The sequence below is a fragment of the Motilimonas sp. 1_MG-2023 genome, from assembly GCF_030547455.1.
GTDB lineage: Bacteria > Pseudomonadota > Gammaproteobacteria > Enterobacterales > CBDFNC01 > Motilimonas.
Map to the genome: position 1 here is coordinate 63,800 of NZ_JAUOPX010000019.1, position 22,462 is coordinate 86,261.

Here is a 22,462-nt window from a genome sequence, read left to right on the forward strand (position 1 = left end):
AATATTGGGACTAAAATGGCAGAGATCACAAAGTGACGTTAACGTTCTGCCATTTAAGTTCGACAGAAAAGGTTTTATTGAATGAGAAATACAGATGTAAGTTATAGTGCGCAAAGCCCGCTGGCAAAACGTATAAGCGGACTTGTGCAACCTCAATTTGACAAAGAAACGGCCTTCACGCTACTTCAGTTAGAGATACTTTGGGTGCAATTGCAGTCGGTGGGTTTTGACTTAACCGAACAAGATTGGGTAATCAGTGAGATCATAGACTCGAAGTTTCATCTTTGGCTGGATGAAGCGGCCAGATATTTACGCGTGGCGGGTTACCCAAAGACCACCGATGCATCCACTGCTTTATGGGACCGTTGGAAAGCGTTTAAAGATAGCCGGTCAGATTTGTTACCTCAGATCGAATTGGTGGAATCAACGTTAGCCGTCTTACCTGACATTCTTCGGGGTCGCATTCCCGTGACGGATATACTGTTCCCCAATGAATCGATGGAAAAAGTAGAGGGAATGTACAAAAACAACCCTCAGGCAGATTACTTTAATAACGTGGTCGCACAGGCCGTCGCAACCATACTCGAAGCGAGAAAAGCTGCGAATAATTTCCAAAAGCTACGCATTCTGGAAGTGGGGGCTGGCACAGGCGGCACCAGTCAGGCGGTGTTCGCAGCGTTAAAATCATATGCGGAGCAGGTTGGAATTTACACCTACAGTGATATTTCTAAAGCATTTCTACTCCACGCCAATTCACGCTTTAAAAAGGAAAACCCCTGTCTTGACTGTAAACTCCTCAATATTGAGGAGGACCTTGAGTCGCAATCCTTCGCGATAGGCAGCTACGACATCGTCATTGCAACTAACGTGTTGCACGCGACTAAAGATATTCGCAAAACACTGCGCAATGTTAAATCAGCCATGAAGCGTAATGGAGTAGTACTGATTAACGAAATGGTTGCCAGTTCTCTGTTCAGTCATCTGACCTTTGGCCTGACAGATGGTTGGTGGCTGGCGAATGATACTGAGTCACGCCTGCAGGGATGTCCGTTTCTGTCAGTCTCTCAATGGAAAGCGGCATTGGCGGACGAAGGCTTTGATCGAATTCGCATACCAGTAGATATTGAGGGAGAGTGTGACCAGCAGGTTGTTATTGCCCACAGTGATGGGATTATTCAGCGTGCTTTGCAAAAGCGTCCAGACACAGTCTTAAGCAAACCCTTAAACAACCCCAGGACAAGGCCAGTCGTTGCGGAATCTCCGGCTCCTCAACGGCAACAAGCCAGGCGGGCAGAATCGCATTCAACCGACACCTTAAAGGATAAAACCACATTTCTGATTAAGGAGAGAGTCAGTGCTGCTCTCAATATGCCAGTTTCGGAAATTGATGATGAACGCCCGCTGGCGGACTATGGTGTTGACTCTATCATGGTGGTGCAGCTGACCAACAGCTTGAAGGAAGTGCTACTGAATGTGACCAATCCGGTTTTTTTTGAGCATCCGAGCATTGCGGCATTAACCGGGCATTTTGTAGCAACTCAGGCTGAACACTTACGAAACTACTTTGGCGAACAAGCCAGTACCGAAAATTCCAACATCGAACACGCGGCAGCAGAAAATTCAGGTAAAAAAATAAAAACGCCTGTTTCCGGGAGAAATAAAAATCTAGTTCAGAAGCCTGTTAAGGCCGAACCGCGACAAAGTATCTCCCCTGCGAATGTTACTGCGGTTTTGCCAGAAAGCTCTGTGGCGATAGTAGGTATGGCAGGACGATACCCTCAAGCGCCCACATTGGAGTCCTACTGGGAAAACCTGATAGCGGGTAACAATTGCATAGGGGAAATTCCTAAAGAGCGTTGGGATTGGCGCGCGTATTACAGCGAGGAAAAAGAGTGGGGCAAAAGTTACACCCGCTGGGGAGGATTTATTGAGGATGCGGATAAATTTGATCCTTTGTTTTTCCATATATCTCCCAACGAAGCTGAGCGTATGGATCCCCAAGAGCGTGTGTTTTTGGAAACCGCCTACGGGGCAATTGAAGATGCGGGTTACTGCCCGTCCACACTTGCTGATACTTACAAAGTAGGTGTCTATGTCGGGGTGATGAACAGTACCTACAATGAGTTAACCAGCTATTGGTCAGTAGCCAATCGAGTCTCATACAGCCTGAACTTTCGCGGACCCAGCTTAGCAGTGGACTCGGCTTGTTCTTCCTCATTGACGGCCATCCACCTTGCTCTTGGCAGCCTGAAACGCGGCGAATGTGATTGTGTCATCGTTGGTGGCGTGAATTTGATTGCAAGACCCACACACCATATGGGCCTCTCTTCCATGTCCATGCTGACAGCGGGTGCACAATGTAAAGCCTTCGGCGCCGATGCCGATGGCTTTGTCTCAGGTGAAGGCGTGGGTGCCCTTATGCTCAAACCTTTAGAAAGCGCTCGCCAATCTAACGATCATATTTATGGTGTGATTAAAGGCAGTGCGATTAATGCAGGGGGAAAAACTCAGGGTTACTCGGTGCCCAACCCCGGCGCTCAGGGTGAAGTGATCGTTGAAGCGCTGAAGGAAGCCCAGGTGGATCCTAAAGCGCTGAGCTATGTCGAAGCGCATGGTACGGGTACTGCTCTGGGAGACCCGATCGAGATCGCCGGACTGAGTAAAGCGTTTGAACGCGCAGGGTCAGCCGACACCCTGGCACAGCCTTGTGCCATCGGCTCAGTAAAATCCAATATAGGCCACCTTGAAAGTGCAGCCGGCGTCGCGGCAGTCACCAAGGTTCTCCTTCAAATGAAACACAGGCAGCTAGTACCGAGTTTACACGCCGACACCCTTAACCCGGGGATTGATTTCGACAATACGCCGTTTCAGGTGCAGCGAACGTTGGCTCCCTGGCCGCAGCCCACTCGGACCATCGACGGACGCGAACAGGTATTGCCTCGGATCGCTGGTGTTTCCAGTTTTGGCGCGGGTGGCGCCAACGCCCACGTGATTATTGAGGAGTATGTGGAAGAAACTCCGCAGGCAGAAGCCAGTGCTCCCGAATCGGTGGTGATTGTGTTGTCTGCTCGTCAGGAGACACAGTTGTTCGACCAGGCTAAGCATTTGCTGCGCTACCTGGAAGCTCAGTCTGGTGATTCGCTGGCGTTAGGCGATATTGCTTACACCCTGCAAGTTGGCCGGGAGGCAATGGAAGAGCGAATGGGAACCACAGTAGACAGTCTTTCTGCGCTGGTGGCCAGGCTCAGGCAATATGTGGAAGATCCAAATGCCGTTGAAGGCTGGCGCCGAGGTTCGACAAACAACAAGCAGGCTTTGTCCATACTCAAAGGGGATGAAGAGCTGCAGGAAACGATGGCCAAATGGTTAGAGCGTGGTAAAGCCGACAAACTATTGTCATTTTGGGTTCAGGGTATGTCTGTCGACTGGGAGAAGTTGTATGGCGATGCCCACCCTCGACGCGTCAGTTTGCCGACTTATCCTTTTGCTCGCGAACGCTACTGGCTTGAGCGCGCCAGCTTAACCCCTGAGACGAAGTCCAGGCTGCACCCTCTGGTGCATGACAATACCTCTACGGTATTCGATACCGATTTCAGTGCGACCTTTACCGGCAGTGAATTTTTCCTGCGGGACCACCGTCTTCAGGGCGTCAAAACACTGCCGGGGGCGGCCCATCTGGAAATGGCGCGCGAAGCCATTGCGAGGGCTTTCGGTTTGGATGAATCGGAAGCGATGGCTGTGCAGCTGAGCGACGTGGTGTGGTTGCGTCCTGCGGTCATGACCGATGAGGCATTAGCGCTGCACATACGCGTGCTGCCTGAAAGCGAGCAGGCGCTGGAATACGAGATTTACAGCCTGGACGACAGCGGAGAAGAAACTGTTTACAGCCAGGGCAAGGCGCGTTTGAACGCTGTTGAAGCATTGCCAGCGCTGGAGCTGTCGGCATGGGGCGGCATGAACAGTAAAACCCTGGCGCCGGAAAAGATTTATGAGGCCTTTGAGGATGCCGGTTTGGAATATGGCTCAGGCCACCGCGGCATCACAGGTCTGCGAGTCGCCATCACTGAAGGCGGCGTCCCGGAAGTGCTGGCAGAGCTGCAATTGTCGGCGGAGCTGACAGGAACCCATGAAGCCTATGGACTGCACCCGGCATTGTTAGACAGTGCCTTACAGGCCTCCCTGGGCCTGGCGATGGCTGATGATGCAAAGGCATCGGAAGAGCTGTTGTTGCCCTTTAGCCTGGGAACCCTGCAGATGCAGGGGCGTATTCCTGCTGTGGCGTACGCCAGAGTAGCTTACAGCGCCGGCAGTAAGCCTGGTGATGCCGTTCAAAAACTCGATGTCACCGTGTGTGATGATCAGGGCAATGTATGCGTGGCGTTGAAAGGTTTCAGTTCCCGAAACTTCAGTCGTGGATCGGCAGAACAAAGGGTGACATGTCTGAGTCCGGTGTGGGAAGCGGCAGAGCTGGCAAAAGGCGCTAAAGAGGTCGCAGCAGGCGAGCACTATGTCTTATTGGCCGGCGCGGTTAGCGCAGGGGAGCAAGGGGCATTAGTGCGTGCATTGCCGAAGTCAGTGCACTGTGATGTTCTGGGGGTGGTCAATCCGACCTCTCACACTCAGGACACCCATTATCGGGAAAGCGCTTTGCAGCTGTTCAATGCAGTGCGTGCGCGGCTGGAAGCGCGGCCAACAGGGCCGGTGCTGGTGCAGTTGGTGATCCAGCAGACGGACGACGAAACCAGCCATTACCTGGAAGGCCTGTCAGGCTTGCTGAAGTCGGCGAGCCAGGAAACCCCCATGCTGCAGACTCAATGCTTGCAGGTGGCTGACAGGGTAGACGCCGAAACGCTGGCGGCCTGGATACAGCAGAATGCGGCGAACAGCCAGACACAGGAAGTGCGCTACGTGGACGGTGAACGCCAGATCAGGGTGTGGCGGGAAGCCGATGAAGCGGCGGCTCAGACACCGGCGCCATGGCGTGATGGCGGCGTGTATCTCATCACAGGTGGCGCTGGCGGCCTGGGACTGATTTTCGCCGAAGCGATTGCTGCGCATACCACGGGAGCAACGGTGGTGCTCGTCGGTCGTCGTCCTTCTCTCGATGATGACGTGGCGCAGAGGCTGGCGGCCCTGGGAACGGTCAACGTCGATTATCAGTCGGTGGACATCGGGGATGCGGGCGCGGTCCGCGGCCTTATCGCACACATTGAGCAAGGTTACGGCACACTGACGGGAATTATTCACAGTGCAGGCGTTCTCGAAGATAACTTTGTACTGAAGAAAACGGCAGCGGAGCTGGACCGGGTGTTTGCGCCTAAAGTATCGGGCGCGGTGAATCTGGACCGGGCGAGTCAGCATCTTGCTTTGGAATATTTTGTCTGTTTTGGCTCTCTTGCCGGGGTTCTGGGCAATGCAGGTCAGACTGACTACGCGGCGGCCAACGGGTTTTTGGACGCGTTTGCGGCCTGTCGTAACCGCCGGGTTGGGCGCGGTGAGCGGCAGGGTAAAACCCTCGCCATTGACTGGCCATTGTGGTCGGACGGAGGCATGCAAGTCACCCCGTCAGTGCTGGAGAATTTACGTCAGTTAGGATTAGCACCTTTGGGCCGGGAAGCAGGGATTAACGCGTTTAAAGCGTGTATCGAGAGCACAGCGGAACAGGTACTGGTGTCGGCGGGCGAGAAGGAAGCGATTGTCCGTCTGTTATTAATGCAGGCAGGTCTGGCGGAGCCTGAGACAGAAGCTGAAGAGCAGCAAGGTGAGTTGATTGCCTCTGAGTTGAAAGGTGGCGACTTGCAGGAAAAAGCCCTTGCGTACTTTAAAGCGCAACTGTCATCGGCGTTAAAGCTGCCACTGTCGCGACTGGATGAAGATGCATCCATGGAGCTGTACGGCATGGACTCGGTGATGGCGATGCAGCTAACCAGCCATCTGGAAAAGGCCTTTGGTCCCCTGGCGAAGACACTGTTTTTTGAAGTGCAGACAGTGCGAGCGCTGAGTGAATACTTTATTGAACAGTACCCTGAGCGGTTGCACCAGGTACTTGGTGCAGGCGCAGCCGTCGTTAAGGCTAAAGCGAAAACGACCGAGAATACTAGGGGCTTGCCGGTGGCTCAGGAGCCGACAGCCAGGCCAGGGCGTGCGCTGCGTCGTCGTCCTGCTCCTGTTTCTGGTCTGGGTCGGGAGTCGATGGAGCCGGGTGCTGTTGCCATCATTGGTATCAACGGGCGATATCCGCAGGCGGGTGACTTAACGGAGTTTTGGGATAACTTACGTGCCGGTAAGGACTGTGTGACAGAAATCCCTGCTGAGCGTTGGGATCACAGCGTTTATTTTGATCCCGACAAAAATCGTCAGGGAACCAGTTACAGCAAGTGGGGTGGATTTATTGATGGTGTCGATCAGTTCGACCCCTTGTTCTTCAATATCTCTCCTCGCGAAGCCAAAAACATGCATCCGCAGCAACGGCTGTTTTTAGAAGGTGTTAGCGTCTTATTGGAAGACAACGGCTTAACCCGCGAGCGGATAAAGCAAAAATATCAACATCGGGTGGGTGTCTATGTCGGCGCTACTCACCAAATGTACCAAACCGAAGATAGTGACTTGCCAGGACTGGCGGCGACTTCCACCTCCTATAACGCCATGGCAAACCGCATTTCACATTTCTTCGACCTGGAAGGGCCAAGCATGGTGGTGGACTCCATGTGTTCATCTTCTGCCCTGGCGATACATCTGGCATGCCAGGATATTCAGCGTGGCGAATGTCTGCTTGCTATTGCGGGTGGGGTCAATCTTATCCTTCACCCCAGTAAATATCTCACTCTTGGGTTGGTTCAGATGCTTGGCAGTGATGCTAACAGCCGCAGCTTTAATGATGGTGATGGCTTTATTCCGACCGAAGGTGTCGGTGCGGTATTGCTAAAACCTCTCGAAAGCGCTATCGAAGATGGTGACGATATCAGGGCCGTGATCCGAGGCAGCGCCACATTGCACAGTGGGCGAACCAACTACTTTATGGCGCCTGCGGTCAATGCACAGGCAAAAGTGATTGAACAATGTATAGAGCGCGCGAAAGTCAGTAAGGCGAGTATCAGTTATGTCGAGGTTGCGGCAAATGGCTCAGCCCTGGGCGATGCTATTGAGGTCAGTGCCTTAGAAAAAGTATTTAAAGGCGATCAGCATGCGAAAGGGACCGTCGCACTGGGTTCTGTTAAATCAAATCTTGGCCATCCGGAGGCCGCTTCGGGAATTGCTCAGTTAACCAAGGTGGTTATGCAATTACAGCAAAGGCAATTAACACCGCTGGTAAAAACTGACCAGCTCAATCCAAACCTGAACTTTGAAAACTCTCCCTTCGTATTATGTCGAGAGCTTAAGGAATGGCAGTCCGATGATAATCCGCGGAGAGCGCTGATTAATACTGTCGGTGCAGGCGGAACCTATGTAAGCATGGTGGTAGAAGAGCCCCCTGTGCAGGAAAAACCATGGCCTTCAGCGCCTGCTCATCCGCAAATAATTCCATTGTCGGCGAGCAACGTTGAACGATTAAATGAAGTAATCAAAAGACTATTGGCACACTTAAAGCGTTATCCGGAGATTTCCTTTTCGGATCTGGCCTACACATTACAGCTTGGTCGCGAGCCGATGCCCGCACGTCTGGCGCTGGTCGCCAGTTCAGTAGCCGGGTTGATCGAGGGACTCGAGAAAGGGAATCAGGGAGATGTGCCATGTTATAGCGGTAATGTGGAGGATGATAACTCTTCGTTGCTTGATCTCCTGTCCGGGCCAAGTGGTGAATCGTTCATTCACATGTTAATCAGCGATGGTGATTTAGCCAAACTGGCTGCCTTCTGGGTACAAGGGGGCAAGGTCCCTTGGAGCAGTCTGCACGAACAACACAAGGGAAGAATCATCCCGTTGCCAACCTATCCTTTTGAGCACAAAAGCTACTGGCTTGAAATGGACAATACGCAACTAACAAAACGCTTCTGCCAAGACAGCGAATCCGAGCAAGGCATCACCACTTCGGCAAATGTGGAAGTAGAGAGTAACGATTTTGAAGATTATCTGAAAACGTTTTTTGGCGACGTACTGGATATCGCCCCTGAGCAAATAGTGGTTAATCGGGAGCTTCAAAACTATGGGGTCGATTCAATCATTGGGCTCAGGTTAATGCGGCAGCTGGAAAAGGATTTTGATGTAATCGTCCTGCACAGAGAGATGCTTGACCACACCACAGTTGCTTCACTTGCGCAATTTTTGCAGGGCAAGGCAGCCGAAAATAGTGAGAGCGAAAACCTGACAGAGCAGCCATCCACTGGATCTGAAGACCCATTGTTTGTACATGCTCGCCACCCACTTTCTGAGGGGCAAAAAGGGCTGTGGATGCTCAGCAAAGCTGATCCATCTTCTTCAGCTTACAATCTGCCGTTGTGCTTTAGAATCAGTGAGCACATTGATATCGAACGGTTCCAAAAAGCATGCGATTATGTGGTGAAAGTGCATCCACTGTTGGGAGCCCAGGTTACCGAGGACAGCGGTACCCCAATGATGGAATACAGTGCCAATCCATCTTCGAGTTTTGAGTATCATGATGTATCAAATTTATCTAAAGAAGAGTATTTGCCACTCCTGAAGGAAGCCGCAAAAGCACCTTTCGATTTGTCGGGCGATGCGCTGGTGCGATTTAAACTCTATCTGACAGCGCCGGGTGAAGTCGTTGTTATGATTGTTGTGCATCACATAGTGTTTGACGGTGCCTCGACGCCAATATTTTTGTGCACATTATTTTCTGCCTATGAGACCCTGGTAAATGGCGGAGATCTTAACAGTATCACGCCTTCAAATCCTTTCGCCGACTTTGTGCATTGGGAAAAAGACATGCTGGCAAATCAGCAGGGACAGAAGTACCAAAATTATTGGAAAGAGCAGTTGGGTGGAGACCTGCCGGTATTAGAACTCGACATCGAACATACAAGTATTGCCGAAACGGCCATGACCGGAGAGAGCTATGCCTTTTCCATGCCTTCTTCACTCGGCTCGAAAGTAAATGATTTCTGTCTGAATAATAAAGCACAACCCGCTATTTTCTTTCTTGCCGTCTATAAGATGCTGCTGCAACGTTACAGCGGGGAACGAGATATTATCGTTGGTATGCCTGCGATGGGTCGCCCCGGCCTGGCTTTTGATGAGGCGGTTGGTTATTTCGTCAACATGCTGCCCATTCGCAGCCACATCGAGGACGACACATCATTTGCAGATTATTTGGCTGAGCTCAAACTTATTATGGCCGACGGGCTTGATCATGGGGCCTATCCTTTCCCGCAGATGGTGAAAGACCTTGATACACTCAACGGTATAGATGCTTCACCCGTGTTCCAGGTTGCATTTACTTTTCAAAACAGAAACATGCTGCAGCTTTCACGTAGCGAGCAGGAAGGAAATAGGGCGCAGAGCCGATCCCTGGATATGATGGAAGACATCATCCAGGAAGGGGAATATAAACTCTCACTGGAAATATTCGAGGATTCCGATGGCTTTGTTTGCTATTTAAAATACGACCCGGAGCGTTTTGAACGCGACGATATTGCTCTGTTAATGGAACATTACACCATGCTTACAGAGGCGGTAATCTCTGATGGCGGGTTAAACCTCGGCGCTTACGACATGATGTCAGCGCAAGAGCGCAAGCGCGTGATGGTGGAGTGGGCTGGTGTCGTTAAGCCCTACGCTAAGGATGTGTGTTTTCACGAACTGTTTGAAAGCCAGGTTGAAAAAACGCCTAACCACACGGCATTAATCTGTGAGGGGCGGCAGATGACCTACGCAGAGTTGAACGCCAGGGCCAATCGTTTAGCACATTATTTAAACCAGCAGGGTGTTAAGCCAGATACGCTGGTGGGTTTGTGTACGGAGCGCTCACTGGACATGGTGATAGGGATGCTCGGTATCTTAAAGGCAGGAGGCGCCTTTTTACCTATAGATCTTGAATATCCGAGCGAGCGAATCGAGTATATGTTGGCGGACTCTGACGTGAGCATTGTATTAGCTCACTCGCATTTGAAGGAACAATTTTATGGCGAACAGCGGATATGCGTGTACCTGGATAGTGAGAGCGACAGCAACGGGGGAGTAGATGTGCTTTCACGGCAATCAGGGCAGAATCTTCCTAAGGAAGCGGTTTCACTTAATGCGAACCATTTGGCCTATGTGATCTATACCTCTGGCTCGACGGGTAAGCCAAAAGGAGTCATGATTGAACACTTAGGGTTTTGCAATGCTGTTCAGGACAATAGCGAAGAATTTCAGCTGCAATCGGAAAGCGTATTTATGCAGAACGCCTCCATTGCGTTTGATATAGGGCCCTGGGTAATTGGCATGAGTCTTATTCGCGGTGCGGCTGTGTGTGTCGTAAAAGATCGAAACTCATTTGCTGATACGTTGGAAAGCGTGATAAACGAAAATGCTGTTACTCATATCATGATGACCCCCTCCGTACTGCAAACGATCAATCCAGAGGCTGTGCTAGGGTTACAGTGTGTGATCTCAGGTGGGGAGCTATGCACTCTGGAGCTGGCTAATAAATGGTATGAGCAGGTCACCTTCTATAATGGTTATGGTCCAACCGAAAATTCGATCTGTGCAACACTTCACAGACATACCTCGCCGACCAAAATCCCAATTGGTAAACCCAATGCCAATACCCATATTTATGTGTTGGGTGATGACATGCGGGTGCAGCCCATCGGCGTAGCCGGTGAAATCTATATCGGTGGCGTACAGCTGGCGCGGGGCTATCTCAACAGACCAGATCTGACGGCGGAAAAGTTTGTTCGCGACCCTTATGGCGCGAATCTTGGGGATCTCATTTATAAAACAGGTGATATAGGTCGCTGGTTGCCCGATGGCAGCCTGGAGTATCTCGCCCGTAGCGATAATCAGGTAAAACTGCGGGGTTTCCGTATTGAGCTGGGAGAAATTGAATCGCGGTTAACAGAGCATGCCGCCGTAGACGCCTGTGTGGTCGTAGTACGAGAGCTTAGCCTAGGTGACATGCAGTTGGTGGCCTATGTGGTTGCTGAGTCCCAGAAAGACTGTGACGGAAGTTCTCAACAAAGCGCAGAATTCTTTGGTGAACTTGTCGCTCATCTTCAGCAGTCTTTGCCCGCTTATATGGTGCCTGTTTTTTATACCATGCTTGATGAGCTGCCTTTGACTGGTAATGGCAAAGTTGACTACCGGGCATTACCTGCACCGGACGAGTCATCCTATGCAATTCTTGCAAATGGCACATACGTTGCGCCTGCCACTGAAATGGAACAGATGCTTGTATCGGTCTGGACGGAGCTCTTGCCATTTGGTGAAGACGAAATAAGCGTTGCCGCGAACTTTTTCTCCTTAGGTGGTCATTCGTTATTGGTCGTGACAATGATTTCGCGTCTGCGTGAACTTGGTTTCCATCTGTCAGTCAAAAATATTTTCAGAGAGCCCACTATTGAAGCTCTGGCAAAAATAATCACGGTTTCCTGCGAAGAGACATCAAATGCAGTGCCTGAAAATGGCATACCATCTGGCTGTGAACAGGTTACACCGGAGATGGTGACGTTGGTCGATTTGACTGAGACTGAACTTGAAAGCATTGCTTCAAAATTTGGTGGACATAAAAACATACAGGATATCTATCCGCTTGGACCCTTGCAGGAAGGCGTATGGTTCCACCACTTATTAGATGTGGACAATGATCCCTATGTATTGACCTCAGTGTTCTCGGTTGACAATGAAAGTCATCTAAACGCATTTCTTGATGGCCTTCGCTGGGTGATACAGCGCCACGATGTTTTGCGTACGGCAGTAGTGACCACCGAAACTTCTAAGGCTATTCAGGTGGTTAATCGCCAGGTCGAGTTACCCGTTGACCCCTTGCTGTTGGATTCGAACCTTGATGTCAACGAACAACTGGAAACATTGTGCACCGAAACGCAATCGATGGCACTCGACAGAGCACCGTTACTGCGGGTGAGAGTCGGTCAAAACCCGGAATCAAAAGCGTGGATTATGGTGTTCAACCTGCATCACATTATTTTTGATCACATTGGGTGGGAAATTATATTGCAGGAAGTGAGTGCGTATCTTGCGGGGAAATCGGAGGAGTTAACTACACCGGTTCCGTACCGCAATTTTGTTGGTCTGGCCCTGCAACAATCCCAGCAAAGCAATGCGGAAGCGTTTTTCAGAAAGTATCTGGCAGATGTCACGGAGCCAACTGCACCGTTTGATCTGCTTGATGTACGAGGTGATGGCGCTGATATAGAAGAGCTGCGGAAACCGCTTTCATCAACTCTGGCTCGCACCATTCGTAGCACAGCCAGACAGATGAATCTTAATCCGGCGACATTATTCCATGCGGCCTGGGCACTTGTTGTCGCTTCCTGTAGTGGTCGCCAGGATGTGGTGTTCGGCACTGTATTATCCGGTCGCTTGCAAGGGGCTGAGGGGGCCGAGCGCACTTTGGGTCTGTTTATCAACACCCTGCCTATGAGAATCATGCTGGAGGGGAAAAGCATTCGCCAGTTGGTGGCAGAGACCGACAGCTCGTTACTCGATTTAATTGTCCATGAGCAGGCGCCGTTAACACTTGCGCAAAATTGTAGTGGCTTGAGTGGTGATTTGGCGTTATTCAGTGCCGTCATCAACTTCCGCCATTCTCAGCCTACCGAAAACAACGACGAGCAGAATGAGTTGGGAGTGCACCTCGTGGATGTTTACGAGCGAAGCAACTATCCATTCAGTGTTTCTGTAGATGACTTTGGCGAGGGCTTTTTACTCACCGCACAGGTGGACAAAAGTGTGTCTTCCGAGCGGTTGATTGGCTATTTGGAAACGGCCCTCGAGGGCATAGTTGAAACCATAGGCAGGGAGCCGGATACGCCTGTATCAGAGCTCTCTATTCTGCCTGATGTCGAGCGACAAAAGTTATTGCTGGAGTGGAACGATACTTCTGAGCCTTACCTTGAGGATAAGTGTCTTCACGAACTGTTCGAAGCTCAGGTGGCTAAGCGACCTGATCAGATCGCAGTCCGATTTGAACAGCAAGCTATCACCTATTCAGAATTGAACGCCAGGGCGAATCAGGTTGCACACTATTTAGTGTCACAGGGAGTCAAGCCCGATTCTCTCGTTGGTTTGTGTGTAGAGAGATCACTTGAAATGGTGATCGGACTACTCGGCATCATCAAAGCTGGCGGCGCCTATGTGCCCATTGATTCTGCTTATCCGGCGGATCGCATTGAATATATGTTGAAAGACTCCAAAGTTTCGCTCATTTTGAGCCAAACGTCTCTGGGGCATTTGTTTTCAAACAATGAAATAGATGCGATTTATCTGGATGCGGATACTGACTCTTTGGGCAATTCACAACTGGTATCTAATCAGAGCGTGGACAACATAGCCAAACAGACCATAGGATTAACCTCAGGTAACCTGTCCTATGTCATTTATACCTCTGGCTCCACGGGCAGGCCCAAAGGGGTAAAAATTGAGCATAAGGGCTGGGTTAATTTATCGCTGGCGCAAGCGAAAATCTTCCAAATTGATCCCGACAGTCTTGGGCTACAGTTTGCCTCGTTCAGCTTTGATGCTGCGGCCTCAGAAATCGGTATCGTATTGACACAGGGCGCTGCTTTACTGCTGATCACTAAGGCTCAGCAGCAGGATGTGCGTCAGCTGTGCGAGTGCATTGAGGTGAATAAAGTAACCCACGCGACTTTGCCTCCGGTTCTTCTGGAACAGCTCGATCGGGAGAAACTCCGTTCGATTTCAGTATTGACTGTCGCTGGTGAGCAGATTGCTTCGCAAACTGCGAAGGAGTGGATGTCGGGGAGATGCTTAATCAATGCTTACGGCCCAACAGAAACGACTGTGTGCGCTACCGCCGGGCAGCTCCACTCTCATGATGAGCGAGTGCATATTGGTAAACCAATAAATAATGCCCGTTGCTATATTCTCAATGATGAGCGGTCATTAGTTCCTGTGGGAGTTACTGGTGAGTTGTATGTCGGTGGTGCTGGCGTGGCCCGGGGTTACCTGAACAATCGTCCTTTGACCACAGAGAGATTTATTCAATCTCCATTCAGTGAAGATAACAGCGACCGCTTATATAGAACAGGTGATTTGGCTCGTTGGTTGCCCGATGGCAATATCGAATTTATGGGGCGTGCGGATGATCAGATAAAAATACGTGGTGTCAGGGTTGAGCTTGGGGAAATTGAAGAGCAATTGCTGCAACACCCAGATCTAAGCGCCTGTGTTGTCATGGTGCAAAAGGGCAAATCAGACAATAAAGTTCTGGTAGCTTATGTCGTATCCAGGGATGAGTATGGTCCGTGGCAAGGAACCGGTTATCAGCAAATATTGCGTGATCATCTGCAATATCGATTACCCGAAAATATGGTGCCTTCTGTATACATACAACTTGAAACATTACCGTTAACTAACAATGGTAAAGTGGATAAAAAAGCACTGCCTGTACCAGATGAAGGCAGTTTGCAAAAAGAAGAGTATGTTGCACCCCGAAACGATATCGAAGAGGTACTTTGCCAATTAGTTCAAGAAGTACTTTCTATCGACAGGGTAGGAATTCACGATAACTTTTTCATTTTGGGCGGTCATTCTTTATTAGCCACTGGCTTTGTCGGTCAGGTCAAACAACGTCTCGGAAAAGAATTGTCGTTGCGTGCGGTTTTTGATGGGCCGACAGTTGCAGAAATGGCATCGGCGCTATTGCGGGACTTACCTGAAACTGGCTCTCACGATTTGGTGCCCGTCGATCGACAGGCAGAGATATTGCCTTTATCTCATCAACAGCAGGATTTGTGGTTTCTGAATGCGCATCTGGGCCGTAGTTATGACAATGTGCAAGTGGTTTTCAGATTAACCGGTGAGCTTGATTCTGGCATTCTGATTAAAAGCTTTAAGGTAATCTTAGAACGACATGAAATACTGCGTACTCGTTTTGTCGAATCCGGTGAAGGCTTGCAGCAAGTCGTTCATCCATTAGGCGATTTTGCTCTGACTGAAGAAGCGCTTTCCGGAGAAGTTAACCTGCAAGAGCTATGTCAAACTGAAAAGGATAAGCGATTTGATCAGCTTGACGAGCTGATGATACGCATTCGTTTACTGAAGTTGTCAGATGATGAGCGTGTACTTATTCTTACCCGTCCATGGGGCATTTTTGACGGTTGGTCACTGGGAGTATTCTTCACCGAGCTGAGAACTCTATACCAGGTGTTCCGCATGGGGCTGCCAGCGCAGTTGCCTCCATTGGAGGTCCAGTATGCTGATTTTGCGCATTGGCAGTGCAAGACGATTGATGATGAGGCGCTGAATGTGCAACTGAGCTATTGGGAAAAGCAACTTGCAGGACTGCCTCCGCTGCTGCATTTAGCTACCGATAATGAAAGACCACCAGTAAAAAGTTACGAAGGCTCCCAAGTGACAGTGAGTATTTCACCAGACATACTCGATGCGCTGAGCACTTTTAGTCAGCAACAGGGCGTGACTTTGTATATGACATTGTTGTCAGCCTATTTTGTTTTACTAAGTCGCTATAGCGATCAGAAGGATATTCCAATCGGATCACCCGTATCCAACAGACCTAAAGCAGAGTTGGAGCCGCTGATTGGTTATTTCGTGAATATCATTGTTCTGCGCGCCAATATAGGAGATGACCCGCAGTTTATAGATCTGTTGTCTGAGGTTAAGCATACAACTCTTGACGCATTAGCGCATAAGGATGTTCCTTATAGAAGTGTGGTCGATAAGCTATGCCCACAACGAAGTCTGGCGTTTAATCCGTTATGTCAGGTGACTTTCAATCTTCTTAACATGCCATTACCAGATAGTTTTGACTCTTCATTGTCTGCTGCCCCGGTGGAGTTTGATAATAAAGTGGCCAAATTTGATCTGGATCTCGTCTTACGGGAAATGCCGAATGGCTTAATGGGGTATATGGAATACAGCAAAGATCTGTTCAGGAAAGAAACCATAGAACAAATGGTTGAAGATTTTGGAGTGTTATTACAACAGATCCTCGCACATCCAGATAAAAAACTGTCACAGCTAGGGCTGGGAGTAACAGAGCAACCTGGTGAAGTTGTATTAAATTGAGGAGCACCAACATAAACACTTGTAAATAGGTCGCTGGTTAAAGCGATATTAGCCAGTGTTTAAAGAGCTGCTAACGTAGTGTCTTATTGATTACAGTTAGTAGTTCTTTCTCGATTGATATTTTAGAGAATACATCCCGATTTTTAATATAAAAAGCAAATATATCAAACGGCTAAGATACTAGGCGGTTGACAAACATTAAGTACTAAATAATATTATTCAGACTAATAGGTATCAGATCCGGAGCAAGGCTAAATGTTGTTGAGAATAATTGACAAAGGGGATTCCAAAGGAATTAATATTGAGTTTACATCAAGAAAAAAATGTGAATCTTACGAAGTTGTGGAGTTTGAATCTCCTTTTAGCCGAAATTTTCTGACACAGTTAGATTGGTATTTTTCTGATTATGCGATTGGAAGCGCTGATATTAATGGTGATAAAAGTGTCAATGGTAGGTTGATTACTCAGTCCCAATATTTCGGGGATGCAATCATCGGCGAAGATCATGAGCTTATCAGACTTAAAGAATGCATCGAAGATTCTGGTTACGAAAATCTTGATGTTCGGATTGAATCTCAAAATCATGATTTCTTCTCTGAGCTATGGGAAACTCTTATCCTGCCAGATTCAAAATATATTTTATCTACCGTTGTCAGTGAGTTTAGCCGAACATTTTGCACCAGAGATAAGCAATCATTACCAGAAATCGAATTTGGCCTGAATGTTACGCCACCGGTATCGAAACAGATATCACAAATTCTTGACAAAAGTTCGTCCAGGTCAGAGCAGGAAAAAAAACATGCGCCTTTAAATATTCTTTATCTTGTGTCGCGTGATATAGATAATACTGGCAAAGAAACTAACGCCGATGGTATTGGTGATGAAGAAAGCTGCGCATTTAATTTAGCGCTGGACCATGTCAATACGGAAGGGGCGATTGATATAGAAGTTTGGCCGATAGAATGTTGGGAGTATGTAGTTAACCGATTAAAAGATACTGGCAATCCTGTTCATATAGTGCATTTTGATGGGCCAGTTCTTTTGGAAGGAGAGCAAGCGTTTTTAGTATCTCACTCGCAAACAGGTGGCAATGAAAAGCTGTCAGTCTCAGCTTTTACTAAGCTATTGGTTGAAGCTAAGACTGCTTTATTCACCCTTGATGCCCGAGAGTACATTAATAAAGAAGTGGCTGTATCTCATTCCAATGGTTTAGCCGTTGTTGCGGGAATCGCCGGGAAAGCAGGTTTAGGTAACGTGGTAGGTCTCAGTCATAAGACGCCTGTATGGCAGAGTTTCGATTGCTTTAAATCACTATATCAACAGATTGCTGGTGGTCACCCTTTAAACAGAGCTGTTGTAGAAGCCAGGAAGTCATTACAGTCTCGAACTGAAACTACATTCACCAACATAAGAAAGTTGCCTTTCCAGAAGTGGCCCCTGCTTGTTCATTATGGTTATCAAAACGTTACATTTTTTAAAGAGCCCCAGGCTTGCCTAAGCCCGGAAGAATCTCAGGTCATACAGATATCTCGAGAGAAGCTATTCGGCTTTCAGGCAGCTATGTTACCGCCGCAGTTCCAAAATATCAGTGACCATGGATTGCTTAGTGCACTGGCATCAATCAAACTCCACAGCCACTTAGCATCGCAAAAGATAATTACCTTGCTTGGTGACTCCGGTGCCGGAAAAACTCAATTGTCACATACATTGAGTTTCTATCTTGCGAGTAAAAAGCTAATTAACTTTGGATTTCGTTTCGATTTTGAGCGTGATTCACTCTCCATCTCTGATATCAAGGAGATGATAGCCCCTGTTCTACAAACAGATAGTGGATCTGTGTTGGGTGCTTTAGAAAATCAGCGGTGTTGCTTTGTCTTAGACGGCCTGGTGGCATCAACCCTCGATGACCTGAAACCTCTTGTTGACGAACTTCTGTCTCAAGGGCATATCGTCATTGGGTGTATCAGAGAATTAGTCCCCCAGGTTATGGAACAGCCCATTACAATTAAACCTCTCACAGCCAGGGAAAGATGCATATTGGCTTTGCGAGTACTCGAAAATCGTAATATTGAAGCTGATCCGGAAGACGAAAACTGGATAAGTGATTTCTATACAGTGCTGGACAAAACTGCTGGCAATCCACTTTTAATTAAGAACCTAGTCGCTCTGTTAACGTCTCATTCTCCAAACGAATTGAACGAACTCGTCACAAAAAATGTGATGCAAAATGATCAAACATCCCTTGTGCTGCAGTTCTATCGTTGGCAGTGGTCTCAAACCCATGACTTCTGGAAGATCATATTGTTACTGGCAAGTCAAACCAATAATCTGCTAATAGAGATGATTATGGTTGCATGGGAGGGAGACGGTAATACGCATTTCGGTGACAGGTTAAAAGAGGCCATACAAAAAATTCAGCCTGTATATAGCCCTCTGGATTTGAAAGTCAGTATTTCCGATCATATAAAATTGTGGCATACACAAGGATATATCCAAGCGACTATTAACGGGCATGCCGTAGATCCTTATTTTATTTCGAAAATAAGTGATTCGATTTCAAAGGAAGATCCTTTATCTAAGGTATTGGTTAGTGATGAAGTTAAGCTGACATTTAGTCAGCTGGTTTGTGAAGGCTTGGCTCGCCTTTCTTCCCATTTGTTAAGGCAGCAAGACCAACAATTGTTTCAGTATATCATCAGTAATCGAAGAGCATGGATAGAGCACTTTGAGCGCTTATGGGAATCACAAGATTATAAGGGATTCATCAGCGTGAAAAACGTATTTGATCAGATTTTAACTCAAGCAAAGATTGGTGGTGAAAGCGCAGTATGGTCATTAGACTTATCAAATCGCACAGAGTTTGATTTGGACGACCCGCAAAATTCTGTTGTAGCCAGGTTGGCATGGTTAACACTAGCGACAACTGGATTGACCTCTCAGGCATTGGATGCTGTCGGGTTAGAGCAAGGTTTCTCTAATGTGTGCAACAAAGTGGTGCAAGTTCAAGCTTGGGTGAATAAAAATTCATTCGATGATCAAGAAAGTGCCGCGCTATTTTCTAAAGCTTGCTTTTTTCTTGAAGCGTTTTATCTAAAAACGAAAAATTGGAAGCAGTTGATCGTATTAGGCGAAAGTGTGTGCCCTGTATTTTTAGAAAAAGAAGTCTGGCTTAGTGCTATAAAACTCCTGAAGTCAATGTCCGTTAGCTATATCAAGCTGAATCAACCAGAAGATGCGATCGCCTGCGAAGAAAAGCTAATTCACGAGGTTTCCTATGATGGTTCGCCTCCAGGTTATAAGTCGCAAGTTTTATTTGAAATTGTACTATCACGAATAGCCAGAAAAGACTATCAATCCGCACAAAAAACATTGGATTTAATGAAACGGAGTGAGGGTGCAAAAAATATTGCTGAGCTAATCCAGGGGGTGCAGTCAGAGATATTTTATGAGACTGGAGAATACAAACTAGCGCTTCCATATTATTCGAAACTCTGGGTCAGAGCATCACAGGCAAACGATCAACGGCAAGCCTCCCATATCAAGGAATGCCTGGCTGTTATAAAAGAGCAGATTGGCGAAGAGGATTTTGGGCAAATTTTTACATCAGCAACTCCACCTGGAACCGCAAGCCCAGAAAGTTATGAACTTAGCGGTTCAATTTAACCTGTAAGACGGTTTTTAAGGGTGTTCGCTAGCGTTTTCTTAACAGGGAAACGCTTGTTTAAAAAGATATATAAATTATTTAATTATTAGGGTTTTTATGAAAACTATTATATTTCCTGGTCAAGGGGCCCAGAGCAAAGGTATGGGAGCTGAATTATTCGATGTGTTTCCGGAGCTGATAGATAAGGCTGACAAAATATTGGGGTATTCCATAAAGGATATATGCCGTAATAATCCGGGCGGAAAATTAAACAAGACTGAATTCACACAACCAGCACTATATGTCGTTAATGCTCTTTCCTATTATAAAAAGTCAAAAGATTCAGGTGAAAAGGCGGATTACCTCGCAGGGCATAGCCTTGGCGAGTACAATGCACTATTGGCTGCGGGATGTTTTGACTTTGAAACAGGGTTGAAGTTGGTAAAAAAACGCGGCGAAATTATGAGTAAGGCGGAAAAAGGTGCTATGGCCGCCATCCTAAATACTTCAAAGGAAGACATTGAACGTATTTTGAAAGAAAATGGTTTGTCGAAGATCGATTTGGCAAATTACAATACGCTATCACAAATCGTAATTTCTGGTGATGCTGAGGAAATAGGTAAGGCTCAGGAGTTTTTTCAGGAAGGTGATACCCTGTATTATCCACTCAATACAAGCGGCGCTTTTCATTCAAGGTTTATGAAACCAGCTCAGGAAGAGTTTAAAATCTATTTGGAAAATTTTTCTTTTAGCGATCCCCACGTCCAGGTAATTTCAAATGTTACAGCGCGACCTTACGAACCAGGCCGACTTATAGAAAATTTATCCAGTCAACTTTCAAGCGGCGTTCGTTGGTACGAGAGTATTTTTTATCTAATGGACCAGTCATCCGATGACAACCGAATGTCTTTTGAGGAAGTAGGCAACGGTCAGGTCTTAACCAAAATGGTGAGGCACCTGGAGAAAGACTATGCTAGTCAAGTTTCTCTGAATCGAGATCCTGTGACTCCAGAGTTAACACAGGGGTTGCGTGATAGCTCCACCCCAGGCTCTCACCATGATGTAGTCCAGGACTTGAGTAATGGAACAATCACCAATACCCATAATGAAACGTTCCGGGAATTAGATAGTGGCTCGAGTTCTAATGTTCAAACTAAGGTAGCGCAGCAGGCAGAACGCAAACCGATCTATATACCTCACGGCGAGACAGCCCGGGAAAAAGTCAAAAACTGGAATAGTGCCCTGCCTATTGGGTCACTAGTTAAGTCATCTGTTGCTGATTACGGTGAGTTGAAAACCCGCACAGAGGCCGTTGTTTTGTTTGGTCATAGAGCAGCAGTGTACATGGATGGGTACAAAGGCTATTTTGATTTGGACGAGTTAACACCAGTTTAGGAATTACTATGGGTCAGCCTATCGTTTTTATGTTTTCAGGGCAGGGTTCTCAGTACTTTCAAATGGGGAGGGAGCTTTACGAGAATAATTCCAGGTTCCACTTATGGATGAATCACTGCTCCCAAATTGTGGAAGACTTAATCGGAGAATCTTTGATCGATATTATTTATTATCGAAACGGCAAAGGGGATCCCTTTGAGCGCATTCTGTATTCTAATCCGGCTTTATTATCAATCGAATATTGCTTAGCAAGAATACTCATCGAAAAGAAGATTGAGCCTGATTATCTTCTGGGTTACAGCATGGGTGAGATGACAGCGGCGGTTGTTTCTGAATCTTTGACTTTGGAGGAAGGGCTAACTCTGGCCGTTGATGTAGCTAAGATTTTGGAAGAAGGCAGCCCTGCAGGGGCTATGCTTGCCATTATAGAAAACGAAAATATAGTTTATAGATATCCTGATGCATTTAGGTGCTGTGCAGTTTCTGGAAGAAATTTCGATAACCATTTTGTAGTAAGTGGTTTACTGGATGATGTCATAGCCTTGCAAAGCTTTTTGGAGGCTAAAAATGTATTGACTCATAAGCTTGCTGTAAATCACGGGTTTCACTCATCCGTTCTTGAGAGCGTGTCGGAGAAGTGCAAAGCCCTATGCGGATCACTGGATTTGAGGAGCCCGAAATATCCCATATATTCTTGTGTCGAATCAGCGATAATAAAAGAGTATTCAGTGGAGCATTTTTGGCGGGTAATTCGGGAGCCGGTTGATTTTGTCGAAACGATCTCTCAGATCGAGAAGCGGGGGAGTCATATATATATTGACGTTGGGCCATCTGGAACACTTTCTACATTTATTTATTATCTGTTGGGACAAGATTCTTTCTCAAAAAGATTTGAGGCGATGAACCAATTTGGCAAAGATATTCAATTGCTCACCTATCTGGAAAGTAAACAGAGACCCACCTTGATTAAATAACGGATTCTTTGTATCGCTTCGGAGAAGTACAAAAAACAGCGTAAACGCCCCATGATCCCACGGGCTGATGTTGCTAATGTTTGAAGTTCCAAGGCAGGAGCGCATCGATATCTGGCTCCGCTTTCGCTAACTCCTGCATACACTTGACCATGTAGTCATAGAGGATGAGTCCGTTGGCTTTCGCGGTTTCAACGATGCTGTAAAGCTGTTCTGGTCAACCAAAACTGGACACCTTTAGTTGAGAATTTTCAAACTCCACTGGTGACAGATCACCATTGGCTGA

The 22,462-nt window shown here is 47.5% G+C and carries 4 protein-coding genes and 1 pseudogene; 4 read left to right on the forward strand and 1 reads right to left on the reverse strand.

The genetic code is table 11. From position 1 onward, the window contains the following. Positions 1 to 81 precede the first annotated feature (81 nt). The 4 genes from Q4519_RS11755 to Q4519_RS11770 all read left to right on the forward strand — a co-directional run bounded on the left by Q4519_RS11755 (position 82) and on the right by Q4519_RS11770 (position 22,179). On the forward strand, positions 82 to 16,167 hold the full coding sequence (locus tag Q4519_RS11755; RefSeq protein WP_303512430.1) for a non-ribosomal peptide synthetase: 16,086 nt from the start codon (positions 82 to 84) through the stop codon (positions 16,165 to 16,167). A gap of 255 nt (positions 16,168 to 16,422) precedes the next feature. Beyond that, positions 16,423 to 19,830 carry a hypothetical protein gene (locus tag Q4519_RS11760; RefSeq protein WP_303512432.1) on the forward strand — a complete coding sequence of 1,136 codons (3,408 nt, stop codon included), beginning with the start codon at positions 16,423 to 16,425 and terminating at the stop codon, positions 19,828 to 19,830. A gap of 97 nt (positions 19,831 to 19,927) precedes the next feature. After that, on the forward strand, positions 19,928 to 21,205 hold the full coding sequence (gene fabD / locus Q4519_RS11765; RefSeq protein ID WP_303512434.1) for an ACP S-malonyltransferase: 1,278 nt from the start codon (positions 19,928 to 19,930) through the stop codon (positions 21,203 to 21,205). 8 nt (positions 21,206 to 21,213) lie between these two features. Then, positions 21,214 to 22,179, forward strand: a complete 966-nt coding sequence (locus Q4519_RS11770; protein WP_303512436.1) for an acyltransferase domain-containing protein — start codon at positions 21,214 to 21,216, stop codon at positions 22,177 to 22,179. 73 nt (positions 22,180 to 22,252) lie between these two features. Here Q4519_RS11770 and Q4519_RS11775 read toward each other — a convergent pair. Next, positions 22,253 to 22,384: pseudogene (locus Q4519_RS11775) on the reverse strand (transposase domain-containing protein); the annotation flags it as partial. Positions 22,385 to 22,462: the final 78 nt, after the last annotated feature.